Origin of the sequence: Melaminivora sp. (assembly GCF_032059615.1) — a bacterium.
In the GTDB taxonomy this organism is placed as follows: Bacteria; Pseudomonadota; Gammaproteobacteria; order Burkholderiales; family Burkholderiaceae_C; genus Melaminivora.
In genome coordinates this window covers 1-18951 of the sequence record NZ_DAMCAM010000057.1, presented here as the reverse complement: position 1 = coordinate 18951, position 18951 = coordinate 1, and the positions used below count along the sequence as shown (strand labels likewise).

Below are 18951 nucleotides of genomic sequence, written 5' to 3'. Positions count from 1 at the left end.
CGCTCGCCCGTCAGGAAGGGCTTGTCGTTGGCGTCGTGGTCGCTGGTGATCAGGTTGGCGGCCTCGGCGTCGGTACGCGCCAGCACGATGGTAGGCACGCCCATGACGTCAGCGGCAAAGCGCGCCGAGATCAGCTTCTCGCAGGCTTCTTGCGTGGGCACCAGCACCTTGCCGCCCATGTGGCCGCACTTCTTGACGGCGGCCAGCTGGTCCTCGAAGTGCACGCCGGCAGCGCCTGCGGCGATCATGTTCTTCATCAGCTCGAAGGCGTTCAGCACGCCGCCGAAGCCGGCTTCCGCGTCGGCCACGATGGGCAGGAAGTAGTCGATGAACTCGGCGTCGCCGGGGTTCACGCCGCGGCTCCACTGGATCTCGTCGGCACGCTTGAAGGTGTTGTTGATGCGGCGCACCATGGTCGGCACCGAGTCATACGCATACAGCGACTGGTCGGGGTACATGGTCTCGGAGGTGTTGCCGTCGGCCGCCACCTGCCAGCCCGACAGGTACACCGCCTCCAGGCCGGCCTTGGCCTGCTGCATGGCCTGGCCGGCGCTGATGGCGCCGAAGGCGTTCACGTAGCCCTTCTTGGCGCCGCCGTTGATCTTGTCCCACAGCTTCTCGGCGCCGCGCCGGGCCAACGTGTGCTCGGGCTGCAGGCTGCCGCGCAGGCGCACCACGTCGGCGGCGCTGTAGCCGCGCTTGACGCCCTTCCAGCGCGGGTTCTGCGCCCAGTCCTTTTCAAGGGCGGCGATCTGTTGTTCACGGCTCAGTTGGGCGTTCAGGGATTCGGGCATGAAGCTCTCCAGGGAGGGTTGGATGATTGGACCGGCAAGACGTCTGCCGTTGGAGACAACTTTAAGTCTTCTATAAGACTTGCGCAACCTCTTATGTCTTATACAAGACAAGAATTTTTTCATTCAATTTCAATGACTTGCCATAGCAATTTCTCGATGAGAAAAAACTTTTCTTGTAATGAGAAAAATTGCGGCAATGCAACACGCGGTTTTTTGCACCAAGTGCAAACACATCACCACAATGCGGGAAATTGCCTGGTGTAGGGCGCCCTGCCGCAGGCCTGCAGGCCAGGCGCCGCGCAGGCATGATGCGCTGCGCGCGCATTCCGCTCCGCCTTCTTCTCCTTCCCGCCCCGGTGTCCAGCCCCAGCCGCCCCCTCGCCTATCTGTTCCTGGCCGCGAGCATGTCGCTCGTGGGCAGCTACGTCGCCCTGTCCAAGCCGCTGGCCGCGGCCTTTCCGGTGCTGCTGCTGGCCTGGCTGCGCTTTGCCATCGGCGCGCTGGCCATGCTGGGCTGGCTGCGCCGACCGCCGGACGAGCCGGCGCTGACACGGCAAACGCGCGCCCTGCTGTTCCTGCATGCGCTGCTGGGCAACTTCCTGTTCACCGTCTTCATGATCTACGGCGTGAGCCTGACCAGCGCCACCTCGGCCGGCGTGCTGATGGCGTCCATCCCGGCCTGCGTGGCCCTCATGAGCTGGCTGTTCCTGGGCGAGCGCGTGGCGCCGCGCACCTGGGCGGCGGTGGCCTGCGCAGTGCTGGGCATCGCCCTGTTTGCGCTATCGCAACCAGAGCATGAAGCCGTTGCCAGTCAAGGGCTGGGGCCGCAAAACGCCCTGGACTCGCAGTGGCTGGGCTACCTGTTGCTGCTGGCGGCCTCGGTCTGCGAGGGCGCGTATTCGGTCATCGGCAAGAAGCTCACGGGCACGCTCGGTCCGCGCCGCATCACCGCGCTGATCAACCTGTGGGGGCTGGCGCTGGCGACGCCGGCGGGCGTGTGGCTGGCGCTGCAGCATGATTTTTCGGCGGTGCCGCCGGGCACCTGGCTGCTGCTGGTGTTCTATGCCCTGACCGCCTGCATGTGGAGCGTCTGGCTCTGGATGACCGGCCTGAAGGCCGTGCCGGCCGCGCAGGCCGGCGTGTTCACCGTGCTGCTGCCCGTCAGCGCCGCCCTGGTCGGCGTGCTGGCGCTGGGCGAACGCCTCAGCGCCCTGCAGGCACTGGCTTTTGCCATCGCCCTGGCCAGCGTGCTGCTGGCCACCCTGCCCGCAGGCACGGCGCGGCGGGCGGCGCGGTAGGCCTGGCTCAGGCCAGGGGACGGTCGGCCACCACGATGCCGTCGGCGTCGGCGCACAGCCAGTCGCCCGGGCGCACGGGCACACCCTGGATCAGCACGGCCACACCGGCCTGGCCCTCACCACGCTTTTCGGTGGGCAGCGGCATCAGCGCCAGCGCCCGGATGCCCACCGGCGTGGCGGCCAGCTCGGCGGCATCGCGCACACAGCCGTTGACGACGATGCCCGCCCAGCCGTTGCGCGCGGCGCTGGCCGCCAGGTTGCCGCCCACCAGGGCCCGGCGCAGTGAGCCGCCGCCGTCCACCACCAGCACCCGGCCCTGGCCGGGCGAGTCCACCGCGGCCTTGACGAGCGAGTTGTCCTCGAAGCACTTCACGGTGGTCACCATGCCGCAGAAGGCGAGCACGCCGCCAAAGCTCTGAAAGACCGGGGGCAGCACGCGAAAAGCGCCGCTGTCGCCCTCCTTGTGGGCGTCGCACAGGTCGCAGGTGGCAGGAGGCAGGGGAGCAGGAGAGGCGGGCTGGCCAGGGTGCGCCATGGGGAGACCTTTCTCGGAAACGGGCGCGCATTGTCGCCCGCGCCACACCTGCTGCCCTCTGGGGATGCAAAAAACGCGTTTGACCTTGGTGGCGCGTTTTTTTCCCATTAGCATCGCCGCTACCAGTGGAGCAGACCCGGCGTTCGCTGGTGTTCTCATCCACGCACCACAAGGACCAGCAAACATGGCAACTGCAAAGAAAGCCCCCGCAAAGAGCGAAGCCGCGGCCCCCGCCGCGAAGAAGCGCACCCCCAACGCGGCCTTCATGAAGCCTCTGACGCTCAGCCCCGCCCTGGCTGCCGTGGTCGGCTCCGAGCCGCTGCCGCGCACCGAGATCATCAGCAAGCTGTGGGTCTACATCAAGGAGCACAAGCTGCAGGACGAGAAGAACAAGCGCATGATCAACGCCGACGCCAAGCTCAAGGAAGTCTTCGGCAAGGCGCAGGTCTCGATGTTCGAGATGGCCGGCCTGATCGGCAAGCACGTCAAGTAAGCCGCGCCCCGCGCAGCACTGCCGGCCCCGGAGGCCGGCTTTTTTTTGCCTGCGGTTTTTGGTCGACACGGCAGCAGGGTCGATGAAACTTAATGCGACGGATTCTCATTTATAATTTTTTCCATCATCCACCGTTGCCAGCCACTGCTGCCCGTCCGCCATGATCGTCTGTGTTTGCCGCCGTGTGTCCGACCGCGAGATTGCACGCCATGCGCGGGCCGGAATGAATTTCGATGAGATCCAGTTTGAACTGGGCGTCGCCACCCAGTGCGGCCGCTGCGAGGACTGCGCCCGCGACGTCGTGGCGCAGTGCTGCGCGTCCCGCCCGGTCGCCGCATTGCGCAACGAAGCCGCTGCGCTGCCCGGCCAGCTCGGCGCCACCCTTCACCCGAGCCAGACATGCCACCTCTCGCAGCCCTTGGCGGCAGCCTGATCCTCGTGCTGTGCTCGGCCTGGTGGGTCCTGCGCAGATAATAGCCCCCTTGCGCTCACCCGCATTTCACCTTTCAAACCCTTGCCCCGCAAGGGTTTGCAGCTCTCGTTTTTATGCCCCCTCCTGACCGACACGGCGCCACGCCGGGCCTGCTCGGCCGCAACGCCGCGATCGCGGGCTCGGTGCTGGCCCTGCACGCGGCGGCGCTGTGGGCACTGCAGTCGGGGCTGGCGCGCCAGGAGCCACCCCAGGCCATCGTGCCGGTGACGGTGCTGAGCGAGTTCCTCACGCCGCCCCCGCCGCCGGCGCCCCCCGCTCCGGTCGTCGCACCCAAGCCGCCGCCGCCAGCACCGGCACCACCCACGCCGCGCCCGCCTCCACCCAAGCCGGCGCCCCCGAAGCCGGCGCCGCCCAAACCCCAGCCCGCGCCCATGCCGCTGGCCGTGCCGCACCCCGAGCCCGCCCCGGCCGCGCCCGTGGGCGCCACCGAACCCCAGCCGCCGGCGCCGCCCCTGGACGCGCCGGTGGCGCCGCAGGCTCCCCCGGCGCCGCCGGCCCCGCCCGCGCCGCCGGCCGTGGTCCAGCCTTCGAGCAGCGCCAGCCACCTGAACAACCCTGCGCCCGCCTACCCGGCCGTCAGCCGCCGGTTGGGCGAGCAGGGCGTGGTGCAGCTGTCCATCCTGATCGGCACCGACGGGCGCCCGCAGAAGATAGAGATCAAGAAGTCGAGCGGCTTCGAACGCCTGGACCGCCAGGCGCTGGAGACCGTCCAGCGCTGGCGTTTCGTGCCCGGCACCCGGGGCGGCGTACCTGAGGCCATGTGGTACGTGCAGCCCATCAATTTCGTCCTGAAACAATAAGCCCACCCGCGCAGGAGCCCCTTTCATGCAATCGCAATTCGGCATCGCCAACGTCTGGATCCAGGGCGACTTCGTCACCCGCGCCACCGCCGTGCTGCTGCTGGCCATGTCGCTGGCATCGTGGATCGTCATCGCCATCAAGGCGCTGGACATCGTGAAATTCAAGCGCCTAGCGCGCGAGACGCATGATTTCTGGCACAGCGAGGACTTCGCCGCCGGCCTGGGCAAGCTCGACGCCAGCCCCGCCAACCCGTTTCGCCACCTGGCGATCGAGGGGCGCGAGGCCACGGCCCACCACCGCAACAGCCAGGCCCAGCTGCACGACCATCTGGACGTGAGCGACTGGGTCACGCGCAGCCTGCGCAACAGCATCGACGAGTTCACCGCGCGGCTGCAGTCGGGCCTGGCCATCCTCGCCTCGGTCGGCTCCACCGCCCCCTTCATCGGCCTGTTCGGCACCGTCTGGGGCATCTACCACGCGCTGCTGGCCATCGGCAGCTCCGGCCAGTCCACCATCGACAAGGTGGCCGGGCCGATCGGCGAGGCGCTGATCATGACCGCCCTGGGCCTGGCCGTGGCCATCCCCGCGGTGCTGGGCTACAACGCCCTGGTGCGTGGCAACAAGCACATCCTGAGCGGCCTCAACAGCTTCGCCCACGACCTGCACGCCTACTTCGTCACCGGCGCGCGCGTGCGTGCCAGCGAAGGGGGCAGCGCCGCCCGCGTCGTGCCCATGAAGAAAGGCTGAGCGCCATGGCCTTCGGTACCCAGGACGAAGCCGACGAGGTGATGAACGAGATCAACATGACGCCCCTGGTGGACGTCATGCTGGTGCTGCTGATCATCTTCATCATCACCGTGCCGGTGATGAAGCACGCCGTGCCGGTGGACCTGCCGCGCGCGGCCAACCAGGAGGAGGTCATCAAGCCCGAGACCATCCGCCTGTCGGTGACGGCCGACGGCACCTACCACTGGAACGAGAGCACCGTGGACGACGCCGAACTCGAGGCGCGCCTGCGCACCGAGGCGGCCAAGAACCCGCAGCCGGACCTGCACATCCGCGGCGACAAGGACGTGCGCTACGAGCGCGTGGCCCAGGCCATGGCGGCGGCCCAAAGGGCCGGCGTGCGCAAGATCGGCTTCGTCACGGACCCGGGCCGCTGACCCGCGCGGCGCGCCAGCCACGAAAAACCGGCCTGCGCAGGCCGGTTTTTCGTTGGGCCAAAACCTGCCGCTTACAGGCCGAGGGCGGCAATGCCGGCGCGGGCGACCTGGGCGTCCTCGCTGGCTTTCACGCCGCTCACGCCCACGGCGCCCAGGCAGTGGCCGTCCTTCATGATGGGCACGCCGCCTTCGAGCATGCCCTCGATGGCGGGCGCCGTCACGAACGCCGTGCGGCCGCCGTTGATCATGTCCTCGAAGCCCTTGGTCTCGCGCCGACCCAGCGCGGCGGCGTGCGCCTTGGCGGTGGCCACGTGCGCCGACAGGGGCGCGGCGCCATCCAGACGCGTGAGCGACAGCAGGTGCCCGCCCTCATCGACGATGGCGACGGTGACGGCCCACTGGTTCTTCAGCGCCTCGGCCTCGGCGGCGGCGGCAATCTGCTTGATATCGGCAAGTTCGAGCGTGTGGCGGGTTTTCATGGCAGCTCCTGCTATTGGGGAATAACGGTCAACGGCCGAGCATAGCCAGTGCCCGCCGCCACACTGCCCCGCGCAGGGTGAAACAATGGCACCCATAAAGTACGGGATGGGGGGCGGGTATTGCAAAGGCCGCGCCGCACCCCCACCTAGAATCCGCTGGCCTGCACCGTGCAGGCCCTGATCGAACCGCAGGAGAGACATCACCATGAACAATGGCATCACCCGTTTCGGCAGCGCCGCCAGCTACGGCCTGTCGCAGGAGCAGCGCCACCGCGTGCTGCGCAACACCTACTGGCTGCTGGCCCTGAGCCTGCTGCCCACGGTGGCCGGCGCCTGGCTGGGCGTGGCCACCGGCATCACCGCCGCGCTTACCGGGGGCCTGGGCCTGATCGTGTTCCTGGGCGGGGCCTTCGGCTTCATGTATGCCATCGAGAAAACCAAGCACTCGGCCGCCGGCGTTCCGGTGCTGCTGGGGTTCACCTTCTTCATGGGGCTGATGCTGTCGCGCCTGATCGGTGCCATCCTGGGCTTCTCCAACGGCGCCGAGCTGATCATGACGGCCTTCGCCGGCACGGCGGGCGTGTTCTTCGTGATGGCCAGCCTGGCCACCGTCATCAAGCGCGACCTGTCGGGCATGGGCAAGTGGCTGTTCGTCGGCGCAATGGTGCTGATGGTGGGCGCCATCATCAACGTCTTCGTCGGCTCCTCGGCCGGCATGATGGCGATTTCGGTGGCGGCCATCGCCATCTTCAGCGCCTTCATGCTGTATGACATCAAGCGCATCCTCGACGGCGGCGAGACCAACTACATCAGCGCCACGCTGGCCCTGTACCTGGACCTGTTCAACGTGTTCCAGAGCCTGCTGGCCCTGCTGGGCATCATGGGCGGCGAGCGCGACTGAGCGCCCTGCCCCTGCTGACCATGCCCCAGGCCCTGCCCCCGCGCAGGGCCTTTTTTCTGGGTCGATTCAATTCGCCCGCGCTCTTGCCGATAAGGTGGGAACCATGACGCAGCACCCGCCAACCTTCCCCGCGCCCCGCCCTCTTCGCGCCCTCCTGCGTCACCCCGTGGCGCGCGCGGCCCTGCTGGCCGCCCTGGTGGCGCCGCTGGCGGCTTGCGACATCCCCGGCCTGGGCCCGGACGCGCGCGCCCAGCAGCGCGACGCCGAGGCCAAGGCCATCGGCGGCGCCTGCCGCCATGCGCTGCGCGGGCTTGAAGACTGTTTCACCCTGAATCCCAAGGCCCCCAAGGCCCAGGTCTTCGCGGGCTGGAAGGACATGGACCAGTACATGCGCGAGAACAAGCTCGAAGGCGCGCCCTCGGTGCTCACGCAGCTGGAAAAGCCAGCCGAGCCGGCCAAGGCCAGGCGGGCGGCGCGCGACGAGGTCGAGCCCGAGGCGCGTGACTTACGCGACAGGCGCGGCTGAGGCGGCTGATGCGGCTGCGGGCGCCGGCCCCGCCCATTCGAACACCGCCATGCTCTCGACGTGCGCGGTGTGCGGGAACATGTTGACCACGCCCGCCGCCGTGCAGCGGTAACCCGCCTGATGCACCAGCAGGCCGGCGTCGCGCGCCAGCGTGGCGGGGTTGCAGCTGACATAGACGATGCGCGCGGGCGGCGTCCAGTGGCTGCTGGCGGGCGGCAGGGGCGGCGCCTCGGGCGCGCCCAGGCGCGCCTGGTGGATGTCGGCCAGCGCCTTGGCCAGGGCGAACGCGCCTTCGCGCGGCGGATCGACCAGCCACTTGTCGGCCACGCCATCGGCCATCAGCTGCGCGGGCGACATCTCGAACAGGTTGCGCGCAACGAAATGCGTAGCACACAACCGTTGCCCATCAACGCGTGAGGCCTGATTTTTCTCGAAATTGTCCTGCGCGCGCGCCACCAGCGCCGTGCTGCCCTCGATGCCCAGCACCTCGCCCGCCCGGGTGGCCAGCGGCAGGGTGAAGTTGCCCAGGCCGCAGAACCAGTCGATCACCCGCTCGTGGCGGCGCACGTCCAGCAGGCGCAGGGCGCGCGCCACCATCACGCGGTTGATGTGTGGGTTGACCTGGGTGAAGTCGGTCGGCCGAAATGGCATGGTGATGCCGAACTCCGGCAGGGCGTAGGCCAGCGGCCGGGCGTCCTCGGGGTCCAGCAGGTGCACCGTGTCCGGCCCCTTGGGCTGCAGCCACCACTGCACGCCGTGCGCGGCGGCGAAGTCGCGCAGGCGCGCCAGGTCGGCGTCCGACAGCGGCTGCAGGTGGCGCAGCACCAGCGCCGTGACTTGGTCGCCGCAGGCCACCTCGATCTGCGGGCAGGTGTCCCGCGCGTCCATCGAGGCGATCAGCGCGCGCAGCGGCATCAGCATCGCGTCCACGTGCGGCGGCAGGATCTTGCAGGTCTGCATGTCGGCGATGTAGCGGCTCTTCCTCTCGTGGAAGCCCACCAGCACCGTGCCCTTTCTCACCACGTGGCGCACCGACAGGCGGGCGCGCCAGCGGTAGCCCCAGGCCGGGCCTTCGATGGGCCGCAGGATGCCTTCGGGGCGCACCTTGGCCAGGTGCCACAGGTTGTCTTCGAGCACGCGCTGCTTGGTCGCCACCTGGGCGCCCACATGCAGGTGCTGCATCTTGCAGCCGCCGCAGGCCCCCGTGTGCAGGCCGAAGTGCGGGCACAGGGGCTGCACGCGCTGACTGGACTCGCGGTGGATCTCGGTCAGGCTGGCCTGCTCCCAGTTGTTCTTGCTGCGCCCGGCCCGGGCGCTGACCAGTTCGGTGGGCAGGGCGCCGTCGATGAACACCACCTTGCCGTCCGGGCGGCGCGCCACGCCCTGGGCGTCCAGGTCCATGGAGGTGACTTCGAGCCAGCCGGCCGGCAGCTCGCGGGCAGGCGGGGCGGCCGGGACGGCGGGTGGGGATGCGGTTTCTTCCAGGTGGGCAGTCATGGCGCGGATTGTCCCAGAGCCCAGGCTTGGACGCCCGGGCGCCGGCGCGGCAGAAAGCCCGGCGCCGGGGGCTTCACAGCGCGCGGCGCTTGCCGGATCATGGTGCCATGCCGCACGCCGCCCTCACCCCCCGCGCCCCCGACACCGACCCGCTGCGCCAGGCCATCACGGCCGCGTGCCGCATCCCCGAGCCCGAGGCGCTGGCGCCGCTGCTGGCTGCGGCCGAGGCGCCGCCCGGGCAGCGCCAGGCCGTCCACGAGCGGGCGCTGCGGCTGGTGCACGGCCTGCGCGCGCAGCCGGCGGCCAACGGCCGCGCCGGGCTGGTGCAGGCGCTGCTGCAGCAGTTCGCCCTGTCTTCGCAGGAAGGCGTGGCCCTGATGTGCCTGGCCGAGGCGCTCCTGCGCATCCCGGACGCGGCCACGCGCGACGCGCTGATCCGCGACAAGGTGGGCGCGGGCGACTGGGCGGCCCACCTGGGCCGCAGCCCCTCGCTCTTCGTCAACGCCGCCACCTGGGGGCTGGTCGTCACCGGCCGGCTGGTGGCCACGCACAGCGAAACCGGCCTCAAAGACGCGCTGCGCCGGCTCACCGCGCGCGGCGGCGAGCCGCTCATCCGCAAGGGGGTGGACGTGGCCATGCGCCTGATGGGCGAGCAGTTCGTCATGGGCGAGACCATCGCCCAGGCGCTCGAGCGCGCCATGCACCTGCAGGCGCGCGGCTTTCGCCATTCCTACGACATGCTGGGCGAGGCCGCCCTCACCGCCGGCGACGCGGCGCGCTACCTGCAGGCCTATATCGATTCCATGGACGCCATCGGCCGGGCCGGCGCCGGGCGCGGCGTGCTGGACGGCCCCGGCATCTCGATCAAGCTGAGCGCGCTGCATCCGCGCTACGCCCGGGCGCAGTGGCAGCGCGTCATGGACGAGCTGTACCCGCGCCTGCTGCAGCTGGCGCAGCTGGCGCGGCGCTACGGCATCGGCCTGAACATCGACGCCGAAGAGGCCGACCGGCTGGAGCTGTCACTGGACCTGCTGGAGCGGCTGTGCCATGAGCCCTCGCTTGCCGGCTTCGACGGCCTGGGCTTCGTCGTGCAGGCCTACCAGAAGCGCTGCCCCTTCGTCATCGACCACCTCGTCGCGCTGGCACGCGCCAGCGGCCACCGGCTGATGGTGCGCCTGGTCAAGGGCGCCTACTGGGACAGCGAGATCAAGCGCGCCCAGGTGGACGGGCTGCAGGACTACCCCGTGTACACGCGCAAGGCGCACACCGATGTGTCCTACCTCGCCTGCGCCCGGCGGCTGCTGGCCGCGCCCGACGCCATCTATCCCCAGTTCGCCACGCACAACGCCCACACGGTGGCTGCCGTCTGGGAAATGGCCGGGCCGGCGCACTGGTGGCCGGGGCAGTACGAGTTCCAGTGCCTGCACGGCATGGGCGAGCCGCTGTATGCACAGGTGGTGGCCGAGCGGCCCTGCCGCATCTACGCCCCGGTAGGCACGCATGAGACGCTGCTGGCCTACCTGGTGCGCCGGCTGCTGGAGAACGGCGCCAACACCTCCTTCGTGCACCGCGTGGCCGACACCGCGGTGGCGCCCGAGACCCTGGTCGAGGACCCGGTCGCGGCCGTCCATGCGCAGGCCGCTCGCACGGGCACGCCGGGCCTGCCGCATCCGCGCATTCCCCTGCCCGTGGCGCTCTACGGCGCGGCGCGCACGAATGCGCACGGGCTGGACCTGGCGGCCGAGCCAGTGCTCGCCAGCGTGGGCCGGGCTCTGGCGGCCAGCCGGGCCGAGCCCTTTTTTGCCGGACCGCTGGTGGCCGGCGGCCTGGGCGATGCAGAGCCAAACACCGCTCAAACCCTTGCCCTGAAACGACCCTCTGCTCTCTTTTCAGAGGGCAGCACCGCGGCCCCTGTGTGCAACCCCGCCGACCCGGCGGACGTGGTCGGCCAGGTGCGCGAAGCGAACGCCGGCGCGGTCGATGCGGCGCTGACCGCGGCGCAGCAGGCGCTGCCCGCCTGGTCGGCCACGCCGCCGGCGCAGCGCGCCCAGCTGCTGCGCCGCGCGGCCGATCTGCTGGAGGCGGAGAGGGTCTCGTCCTTTCTGCCGCTGCTGGTGCGCGAGGCCGGCAAGACCTGCGCCAACGCCGTGGCCGAGGTGCGCGAGGCGGTGGACTTCCTGCGCTACTACGCCGCGCAGGTGCAGGCGCAGTTCGACAACGCCACGCACACGCCCCTCGGGCTGGTGGCCTGCATCAGCCCGTGGAACTTTCCGCTGGCCATCTTCCTGGGTCAGGTGGCGGCGGCGCTGGCGGCTGGCAACGTGGTGCTGGCCAAGCCGGCCGAGCAGACGCCCCTGGTGGCCTGGCAGGCCGTGCGGCTGCTGCACCGTGCGGGCGTGCCGCAAGGCGCCGTGCAGCTGCTGCCCGGCCGGGGCGAAACCGTGGGCGCGCAGCTGGTGGCCGATGCGCGCGTCATGGGCGTACTGTTCACCGGCTCGACCGAGGTCGCACGCCTGCTGCAACAGACGCTGGCGGAGCGCCTGGGCCCGGCGGGCCAGCCCGTCGTGCTGGTCGCGGAGACGGGCGGGCAAAACGCCCTGGTGGTGGACTCCTCGGCGCTGACCGAGCAGGCCGTGGCCGACGTGCTCGCCTCGGCCTTCGACAGTGCCGGCCAGCGCTGCTCGGCCCTGCGCGTGCTGTGCGTGCAGGAGGACTGCGCCACGCGCCTGCTGGCCATGCTGCGCGGCGCCATGCTGGAGCTGCGCACGGGCGATCCGGCCCTGCTGGCGACCGACGTGGGCCCGGTCATCGACGCCGCGGCGCGGCAGTCCCTGCGGGACTACATCGCCCGGCGCCGTGCCGAAGGGCACGCCCTCTTCCAGGCGCCCCTGGACGGCGCCGCCGTGGGCACCTTCGTCGCGCCCACGCTGATCGAGCTGGCGAGCGTGGACGAACTGGGCGGCGAGGTCTTCGGGCCGGTGCTGCACGTGGTGCGCTACGCCCGCGAGCGGCTGGACGACCTGCTCGCGAAGATCGGCGCCACGGGCTACGGCCTGACGCAGGGCGTGCACACGCGCATCGACGAGCGGGTGGCGCAGGTGGCCGCGCAGGCGCGGGCGGGCAACCTGTACGTGAACCGCAACATGGTCGGCGCCGTGGTGGGCGTGCAGCCCTTTGGCGGCGAGGGCCTGTCGGGCACGGGCCCCAAGGCGGGCGGGCCCCTGTATCTGCTGCGCCTGCTCGCGCGTCACCCGGCCGAAGCGGCGCGCGACGCCCTGCCCGCCTCGGCCGCCGGGTTGCTGCCTGATGAGCACCGGGCGCAGCGGCTGGCCCCGCTGGACGCCCTGCGCGCCTGGGCGCAGGCGCAGCACCGCCCGGCCCTGCACGCGGCCTGCGCGGCGCTGGAGCAGGCCAGCTGCGCCGGCCTGGGCGCCGAGCTGCCCGGGCCGACGGGCGAGAAGAACCTCTACCACCTGCTGCCGCGCGAGCGCGTGCTGTGCCTGGCCGAAGACGACGACGGCCGCCTGCTGCAGCTGGCCACCGTGCTGGCCGCCGGCAGCCAGGCGCTGTGGCCCAGCTCGGCGCAAGCGCTCGCCAGCGGCCTGCCTGGCCCGGTGCGCGAGCGCATCGCCCTCACGCAGGACTGGGAGCGGGAGTCGTTCGATGCCGTGCTGCACGGCGGCGACGCCAGCGCCGCGCTGGCGCTGCAGCAGACGCTGGCCGCCCGCCCAGGCGCTCTGCTGGCCCTGGCGGCGCTGCGCGAACCGGGGCAGGCCCCAGCCGCCCTGCTGCGCCTCGTGCGCGAGCGCGCCACCAGCATCAACACCACGGCCGCGGGCGGCAACGCCAGCCTGATGGCCATGGACTGAGGCGTTCGCCAGGTCATGCGGCTGCCGCATGACTCTCGGCAGTTTGGCGCATGGCCGGGACGGCTTTTCCCGTGTTGCTCGATAGTTGGCTGTATTTAATATGCGCTTAATTTTAAAACTTTAATATACAAAGTTTTTTTTTGATTTATTAATGAATCGAATAACTTGGTTATTTGATCCGAGTCAATAATCAAATGCGCCGCGTGAGAATAATGAATATCACGCGATAAATAAATATCGAGGAAACCCCTATGCAGGAACCCACCACCATTTCACACAGCGCCCCGCCCGCCGTGCAAAAGGCCAAGCGCACCTTCTTGCAAGACCTGGTCGGCCTGGCCACGGCCTTTGGCCTCACCGCTGCGGCCGGCCCGGCGGCGGCCGTCAGCCTGCCCGGCACCACGCAGCCGCCGCGCCGTCCCGGCATGGAGGGCAAGCGCTTTGGCATGCTGGTGGACATCCGCAAATGCATCGGCTGCCAGGCCTGCACCGTGAGCTGCTCGGTGGAGAACCAGCCGCCCATCGGGCAGTTCCGCACCACGGTGCTGCAGTACGAGATCGACAAGCCCGACGGCAGCATGCCGGCCATGGTCAGCCTGCCGCGCCTGTGCAACCACTGCGAGGAGCCGCCCTGCGTGCCCGTCTGCCCCGTGCAGGCCACCTTCCAGCGTACCGACGGCATCGTGCTGGTGGACAACGAGCGCTGCGTGGGCTGCGGCTACTGCGTGCAGGCCTGCCCGTATGACGCGCGCTTCATCAACCATGAGACCCAGACCGCCGACAAGTGCACCTTCTGCGAGCACCGGCTGGAGGTCGGCTTGCTGCCGGCCTGCGTGGAGAGCTGCGTGGGCGGCGCGCGCGTGATTGGCGACCTGAACGACCCGGGCAGCGAGATCAACCGCCGCATGGCCGCGCACGAGGAGGGCGTCAAGGTGCTCAAACCCGGCATGAAGACCGAGCCGCGCGTGTTCTACATCGGCCTGCCCGACGAATTCGTCAACGGCGTCTCCGGCCAGGCCAGCGTGCGCCTGGTGTCCGACCACTGACCCCCAGGGAGAGATTCACATGCAGATCATCGAACTGCTCACCCCGCACTACGAGGCGGCCTGGCTGCCCTGGGCCGTGCAGTATTTCTTTCTGGCGGGCGTGGCCACCGGCGCGGCGCTGCTGGTGTCGGCCTGCGTCTTTGGCGATGCGGCCTCGCGCCTGCGCCGCCTGCTGCCCGCGGCCGTGCTGGTGCTGGCCGTCACCGCCATTGCCGCGCCGGTGTCGCTGCTGGCCGACCTGCACCAGCCGTTTCGCTTCTGGCACTTCTATGCGTACTTCACGCCCTGGTCGTGGATGAGCATCGGCGCGCTGCTGCTGCCGGCCTTCGTGGCGCTGGCGCTGGCCATGTGCGCGGCCTGGTGGCTGGGCCGCCTGTCCTGGATGCGGCTGCTGGCACCGCTCCTGGTGCTGTCGGCGCTCAGCATCACCGCCTACACCGGTGCCGAGGTCATGGTGGTGCGCGCGCGCCCGCTGTGGAACACGCTGTGGGTGCCCGTCAACCTGGCGCTGACCGGCTGGCTGGCCGCCGTGGGCGTGGCCTTCGTGCTCGAGCGCTTCCTGCCCGCCACCCAGCGCCCGGGGGCCTCCGCACTGCAGCTGCTGCGCGCCATCGGCCTGTGGCTGGCCGCGGCGCTGGCGCTGGCCACCCTGGGCTGGGCCGCCACCGGCGCGGCCGGCCTGCACCCGTCGTTTGGCGAGGCCCTGCGCCTGGCCACCCTGTTCCCGGTCTGGCGCGGCGGCATGCTGGCCTCGGCCCTGTTCGGGGTGGCGGTGATTGCCGCCTTGGTGCGCGGCCAGTGGCGCCTGGACCGGCGCGGCTACACGCTGGTGCTGGGCCTGGGGCTGGCGGCTTCCGCATGGGCCTTCCGCTGGGCGCTGTTCATGAGCGTGCAGGGCGTGCCCAAGTACGGCTCGGGCCTGTACCTCTACAACATGCCGCTGGGCAGCGACGGGCTGCTGGGCATGCTGGGCGTGCTGGGCCTGTTCATCGCCCTGGTGGCCGCCGCCAGCTGGGCGCTGGAGACCTGGCCGGCGCGCCGCCAGCCGGCCCTGCAGGGCGCGGGCGCATGACTGCCGCGTCTGCTCCGGCTCCCTCTCCCGCTGGCGGGAGAGGGTTGGGGTGAGGGTGGCGGCCGGCACCAGGCGCAGCGCCTGAACCCACCCCCTCACCCCTGCCCTCTCCCCCTTGGGGGAGAGGGAGTGAAACCCTCGCCAGCCAAAACAGCCCCAAGCCATTGAACAACAAGGGCCAGCAGCTATTAAAGATATAGCATGACACCTGCGCCCACGATGGAAAGAGAGTCTCTTATGACCGACAAGAAGCCCCCCCGCACCGCCCCCGCCCATGAAACCCAGAAGCCCGACGTGCGCCGCCGGCGCCTGCTGCTGCGCGGTGGCGCCATGGCCGGCGGCCTCACGGCCTTCGCCGCCGGCTATGGCGAAGTCGTCGCCCGCGGCGCCAAGGGCCTGGTGAGCGGCACCTCCGGCGTCAGCACCAAGAGCGCCACGCGCGGCAACTCGCTCACCCCGGAATTTCGCATCGACCCGGTCACGGGCCAGCTGGCCACCCAGCCCGGCCAGGTGGTGAGCCCGTCGAGCTGCCTGGGCTGCTGGACGCAGTGCGGCGTGCGCGTGCGCGTGGACACCGAGAAGGGCCAGATCATCCGCATCGCCGGCAATCCCTACCACCCGCTGGCCACGACCAACTCGGCACCCATGGCCATGCCGGTGCGCGAGGCTTACGCCATGCTGGGCGGCGACAGCGGCATCGAAGGCCGCGCCACGTCGTGCGCGCGCGGCTCGGCCATGCTGGAGCACCAGACCTCGCCCTACCGCGTGCTCACGCCCCTCAAGCGCGTGGGCCCGCGCGGCTCGGGCCAGTGGAAGAGCATCTCGCTGGAGCAGCTGGTCCAGGAGGTGTGCGAGGGCGGCGACCTGTTTGGCGAGGGCCACGTGGACGGCCTGCGCGCCATCCGCGACGTGAAGACGCTGATCGACCCGGAGAACCCCGAGTACGGCCCCAAGTCCAACCAGCTGGTCATCACCGACGCCTCCAACGAAGGACGCACGCCGCTGATCCGGCGCTTCGCCGGCCCGGCGTTCGGCACGGTGAACTTCGCCAACCACGGCGCCTACTGCGGCCAGACCTACCGCGTGGGTACGGCAGCCGCCCTGGGCAACATCCCCGGCATGCCGCACGGCAAGCCGGACTGGAAGAATTCGCGCTTCGGGCTGTTCCTGGGCACGGCACCGGCGCAGGCCGGCAACCCCTTCCAGCGCATGGGCCGGGAGCTGGCCGAGGCGCGCTCGCGCGAGGACAACAGCTACAAGTACGTCGTCATCTCGCCCGTGCTGCCCACGTCATCGAGCCATGCCGCGGGCGACAATAACCGCTGGCTGCCCGTCAAGCCCGCCACCGACCTGGCGCTGGCCATGGCACTGATCCGCTGGATTATCGACAACGAGCGCTATGACGCTCAATATCTCAGCCAGCCCGGCCCGCAGGCCATGGCCGCCGCTGGCGAGGCGTCGTGGAGCAACGCCACGCACCTGCTCATCAACGACCCCAAGCACCCGCGCTTCGGCCAGTTCCTGCGCGGCGCGGACATCGGCCTGCCCCTGCCCGAGCCGGTGGACGAAAAAACCCCGGCCGAGGACGTGTATGTGGTGCAGCTGGCCGACGGCACGCTCGCGCCCCACACGGCGCCTCAGCCCGCGCAGCTGGTCGTCGAGCGCACCTTCACCCTGCCGCGCGCCGAAGGCGCTGCCGAAGACCCGGCCCCGGTGCCCGTGTGCACGTCCTTCGTCAAGCTGCGCGAGCACGCGCACCGCATGACGCTCCAGGAATATTCGGGCATCTGCGGCGTGAGCGTGCAGGAGATCGAAGACTTGGCGCGCGAATTCACCAGCCATGGCAAGCGGGCGGTGGCCAACTCGCACGGCGGCACCATGAGCGGTGCGGGCTTCTACACGGCGTACGCGATTGCCATGCTGAACAACCTGGTCGGCAACCTGAACGTCAAGGGCGGCTGGGTGCTGGACGCGGGACCCTTCGGCCCCTTCGGGCCGGGGCCGCGCTACAACTTCGCCACCTTCGAGGGTCAGGTCAAGCCCACCGGCGTGTCGCTGTCGCGCACGCGCTTCCCGTACGAAAAAACCAGCGAGTTCAAGCGCAAGAAGGAAGCCGGCGAGAACCCCTACCCCGCGCGCGCGCCCTGGTACCCCGCGCCCGGCAACATGAGCAGCGAGATGGTGGCGGCGGGCCTGCTGGGCTACCCCTACCCCATCAAGGCGTGGATCAACCACATGTCGAACCCGGTGTACGCCATTGCCGGCTTCGAGCACGCCGTGGTGCCGGCCATCAAGGACCCGAAGAAGCTGCCGCTGTTCATCTCGGTCGATCCGTTCATCAACGAGACCTCGGCGCTGGCCGACTACATCGTGCCCGATACGGTGACGTATGAGAGCTGGGGCATCGGCGCGCCCTGGGCCGACGTGATCGCCAAGACCTCGACCGTGCGCTGGCCGGTGGTCGAGCCCGCCACGGCGCGCACGGCGGATGGCCGGCCGGTCAACTTCGAGGCTTTTTTGTTCGCCGTGGCCAAGGAGCTGCAGCTGCCGGGCTTCGGCAAGAACGCCATGTCCACCAAGGACGGCGAGCCGCTCGACCTGGAAAACGCCGAGGACTTCTACGTGCGCGGCATCTGCAACATCGCTTATCAGGCCGGCAAGCCCGTGCCCGAGGCGAGCGACGACGACATCGAGATCACCGGCGTCAAACGCTGGATGCCCGAGGTGGAAAAGCGCCTCAAGCCCGAGGAGGTGCGCCGCGTGGCCATGGTCATGAGCCGCGGCGGGCGCTTCGACACGCTGGAGGATTCATGGGTCGGCGAGCACATCAAGGCCGTGCACAAGTTCCCGGTGCAGCTGTGGCACGAGGGGCTGGCGAAGATGCGCCACTCGATGACCGGCGAGCGCTACGTGGGCTGCCCGACCTGGTTCCCGACACGCTTTGCCGATGGTTCCAGCATGCGCGAGCACTACCCGGAGACGGAATGGCCGCTGACCATGAGTTCGTACAAGTCCAACCTGATGAGCAGCATGTCGATCGGCGTCAAGCGCCTGCGTCAGGTGCACCCGCACAACCCCATCAGCCTGCACAAGGACGATGCGGCGCGGCTGGGGGTGGCCAATGGCGACCCTATCGAGGTGAGCACGCCGGGCGCCAGCGTGCGCGGCATGGCGCTGGTGCGAAGCGGCATCGCCCCGGGCACGGTGGCCATCGAATACGGCTACGGGCACCGGCAGCTGGGCGCCGCGGCGCACACCATCGACGGCAAGGAGACGCCGCACAACCCGCAGCACGGGTATGGGGTGAACCTGAACGACCTGGGGTTTGCGGACCCGACGCGGCCGGCCAGGGACAACGTGTGGATCGACTGGGTGTCGGGGGCGGTGGTGCGGCAGGGGCTGCCCGTGAAGGTGCGCAAGGTGTGATTTTTTGATAGCTTGCGCTCGTTGTCTGGCGTGGGTCTTTGGCTGATTTTGTTGTTGGTTTTGTTTTGGGTTCGGGGGCCGGGACTCGCCCCGGCGGGCGACTTACTTTCTTGTCGCGCGACAAGAAAGTAAGCAAAGAAGCGCGCCCCTGCATCCTGCGACCCCCGCGCTTTGCAAGCGCGGGGGCAACCTGTGTCGAGACGCTGGCGGGGTGCGCTGCGGAACTCACTTCGCGCTGCCTGGGCAGCGCTGCGTTCAGACAACCGCAGCGAGTCAGATGACGAAGCATGCTCGCTACGCGTGCATGCCACCCCGCCAGCGCCTCGCCACAGGCGCAGGATTGAAGGGGGGCAAGCGGCCATGACTCGGGCCGACGCTTCGCTCGGCCTGGGAGGGGGAAGAAAGGCAAGGCTCACACAGAGCACTGTGCGCACATTGCGCACGGCGGCTGGCTTTCACTCCCTCCCCCTCTGGGGGAGGGTGGGGGTGGGGGCCGGCTGGTTCTACGACCCGAGGCTGCAGAGCACAGCGCGGCTGGCCCCCACCCCTGCCCTCCCC

Annotated in this window: 16 protein-coding genes; 12 read left to right on the top strand and 4 right to left on the bottom strand. The window is 69.8% G+C overall.

Annotated elements, in window-relative coordinates:
• Nucleotides 1-794 (bottom strand): isocitrate lyase (gene aceA, locus RT051_RS11975; RefSeq protein ID WP_313077012.1); only part of this gene is annotated, 794 nt, incomplete at its 3' end.
• A 356-nt stretch (nucleotides 795-1150) separates the two neighbouring features.
• On the opposite strand from aceA, the gene RT051_RS11970 reads away from it, so the two are divergent.
• On the top strand, nucleotides 1151-2092 hold the full coding sequence (locus RT051_RS11970) for a DMT family transporter (RefSeq protein WP_313077009.1): 942 nt from the start codon (nucleotides 1151-1153) through the stop codon (nucleotides 2090-2092).
• Between the two features lie 7 nt (nucleotides 2093-2099).
• Here RT051_RS11970 and rraA read toward each other — a convergent pair whose 3' ends face one another.
• Nucleotides 2100-2627 carry a ribonuclease E activity regulator RraA gene (rraA, locus tag RT051_RS11965; protein WP_313077006.1) on the bottom strand — a complete coding sequence of 176 codons (528 nt, stop codon included), beginning with the start codon at nucleotides 2625-2627 and terminating at the stop codon, nucleotides 2100-2102.
• A 184-nt stretch (nucleotides 2628-2811) separates the two neighbouring features.
• Between rraA and RT051_RS11960 the strand changes: the two genes are divergently transcribed.
• From RT051_RS11960 to RT051_RS11940, 5 genes are all read left to right on the top strand, one after another.
• Nucleotides 2812-3120 carry an SWIB/MDM2 domain-containing protein gene (locus RT051_RS11960; protein WP_313077003.1) on the top strand — a complete coding sequence of 103 codons (309 nt, stop codon included), beginning with the start codon at nucleotides 2812-2814 and terminating at the stop codon, nucleotides 3118-3120.
• Between the two features lie 160 nt (nucleotides 3121-3280).
• Nucleotides 3281-3553, top strand: a complete 273-nt coding sequence (locus RT051_RS11955) for a (2Fe-2S)-binding protein (RefSeq protein ID WP_313077000.1) — start codon at nucleotides 3281-3283, stop codon at nucleotides 3551-3553.
• A 113-nt stretch (nucleotides 3554-3666) separates the two neighbouring features.
• Nucleotides 3667-4413 (top strand): energy transducer TonB, encoded by a 747-nt coding sequence (locus RT051_RS11950; protein ID WP_313076998.1) that lies wholly within the window; start codon nucleotides 3667-3669, stop codon nucleotides 4411-4413.
• A 25-nt stretch (nucleotides 4414-4438) separates the two neighbouring features.
• A complete protein-coding gene (locus RT051_RS11945) occupies nucleotides 4439-5161 on the top strand; it encodes a MotA/TolQ/ExbB proton channel family protein (protein WP_313076995.1) in 723 nt (240 codons plus the stop codon).
• A gap of 5 nt (nucleotides 5162-5166) precedes the next feature.
• Nucleotides 5167-5577, top strand: a complete 411-nt coding sequence (locus RT051_RS11940) for a biopolymer transporter ExbD (protein WP_313076992.1) — start codon at nucleotides 5167-5169, stop codon at nucleotides 5575-5577.
• 71 nt (nucleotides 5578-5648) lie between these two features.
• Here RT051_RS11940 and RT051_RS11935 read toward each other — a convergent pair whose 3' ends face one another.
• Nucleotides 5649-6056 (bottom strand): heme-binding protein, encoded by a 408-nt coding sequence (locus RT051_RS11935; protein ID WP_313076989.1) that lies wholly within the window; start codon nucleotides 6054-6056, stop codon nucleotides 5649-5651.
• Between the two features lie 205 nt (nucleotides 6057-6261).
• Between RT051_RS11935 and RT051_RS11930 the strand changes: the two genes are divergently transcribed.
• Nucleotides 6262-6957, top strand: coding sequence for a Bax inhibitor-1/YccA family protein (locus RT051_RS11930; protein WP_313076986.1), 696 nt, complete (start codon nucleotides 6262-6264; stop codon nucleotides 6955-6957).
• Between the two features lie 103 nt (nucleotides 6958-7060).
• Nucleotides 7061-7483, top strand: a complete 423-nt coding sequence (locus RT051_RS11925) for a hypothetical protein (protein ID WP_313076984.1) — start codon at nucleotides 7061-7063, stop codon at nucleotides 7481-7483.
• Here RT051_RS11925 and rlmD read toward each other — a convergent pair.
• Nucleotides 7463-8980 carry a 23S rRNA (uracil(1939)-C(5))-methyltransferase RlmD gene (gene rlmD / locus RT051_RS11920; RefSeq protein ID WP_313076982.1) on the bottom strand — a complete coding sequence of 506 codons (1518 nt, stop codon included), beginning with the start codon at nucleotides 8978-8980 and terminating at the stop codon, nucleotides 7463-7465. The two genes, RT051_RS11925 and rlmD, sit on opposite strands and share 21 nt — an antisense overlap.
• Before the next feature lie 107 nt (nucleotides 8981-9087).
• Here rlmD and putA point away from each other — a divergent pair, with 107 nt between their 5' ends.
• From putA to RT051_RS11900, 4 genes are all read left to right on the top strand, one after another.
• Nucleotides 9088-12849 carry a trifunctional transcriptional regulator/proline dehydrogenase/L-glutamate gamma-semialdehyde dehydrogenase gene (putA, locus tag RT051_RS11915; RefSeq protein WP_313076979.1) on the top strand — a complete coding sequence of 1254 codons (3762 nt, stop codon included), beginning with the start codon at nucleotides 9088-9090 and terminating at the stop codon, nucleotides 12847-12849.
• Nucleotides 12850-13100: 251 nt separating this feature from the next.
• Nucleotides 13101-13895: a sulfate reduction electron transfer complex DsrMKJOP subunit DsrO gene (gene dsrO, locus RT051_RS11910; RefSeq protein ID WP_313076976.1), complete on the top strand. Its 795-nt coding sequence runs from the start codon at nucleotides 13101-13103 to the stop codon at nucleotides 13893-13895.
• A 19-nt stretch (nucleotides 13896-13914) separates the two neighbouring features.
• A complete protein-coding gene (nrfD, locus tag RT051_RS11905; RefSeq protein ID WP_313076973.1) occupies nucleotides 13915-14967 on the top strand; it encodes an NrfD/PsrC family molybdoenzyme membrane anchor subunit in 1053 nt (350 codons plus the stop codon).
• A 237-nt stretch (nucleotides 14968-15204) separates the two neighbouring features.
• The gene (locus RT051_RS11900) at nucleotides 15205-18393 is read left to right on the top strand and encodes a tetrathionate reductase subunit A (RefSeq protein WP_313076971.1); all 3189 of its coding nucleotides are present in this window, start codon (nucleotides 15205-15207) and stop codon (nucleotides 18391-18393) included.
• Nucleotides 18394-18951 lie beyond the last annotated feature (558 nt).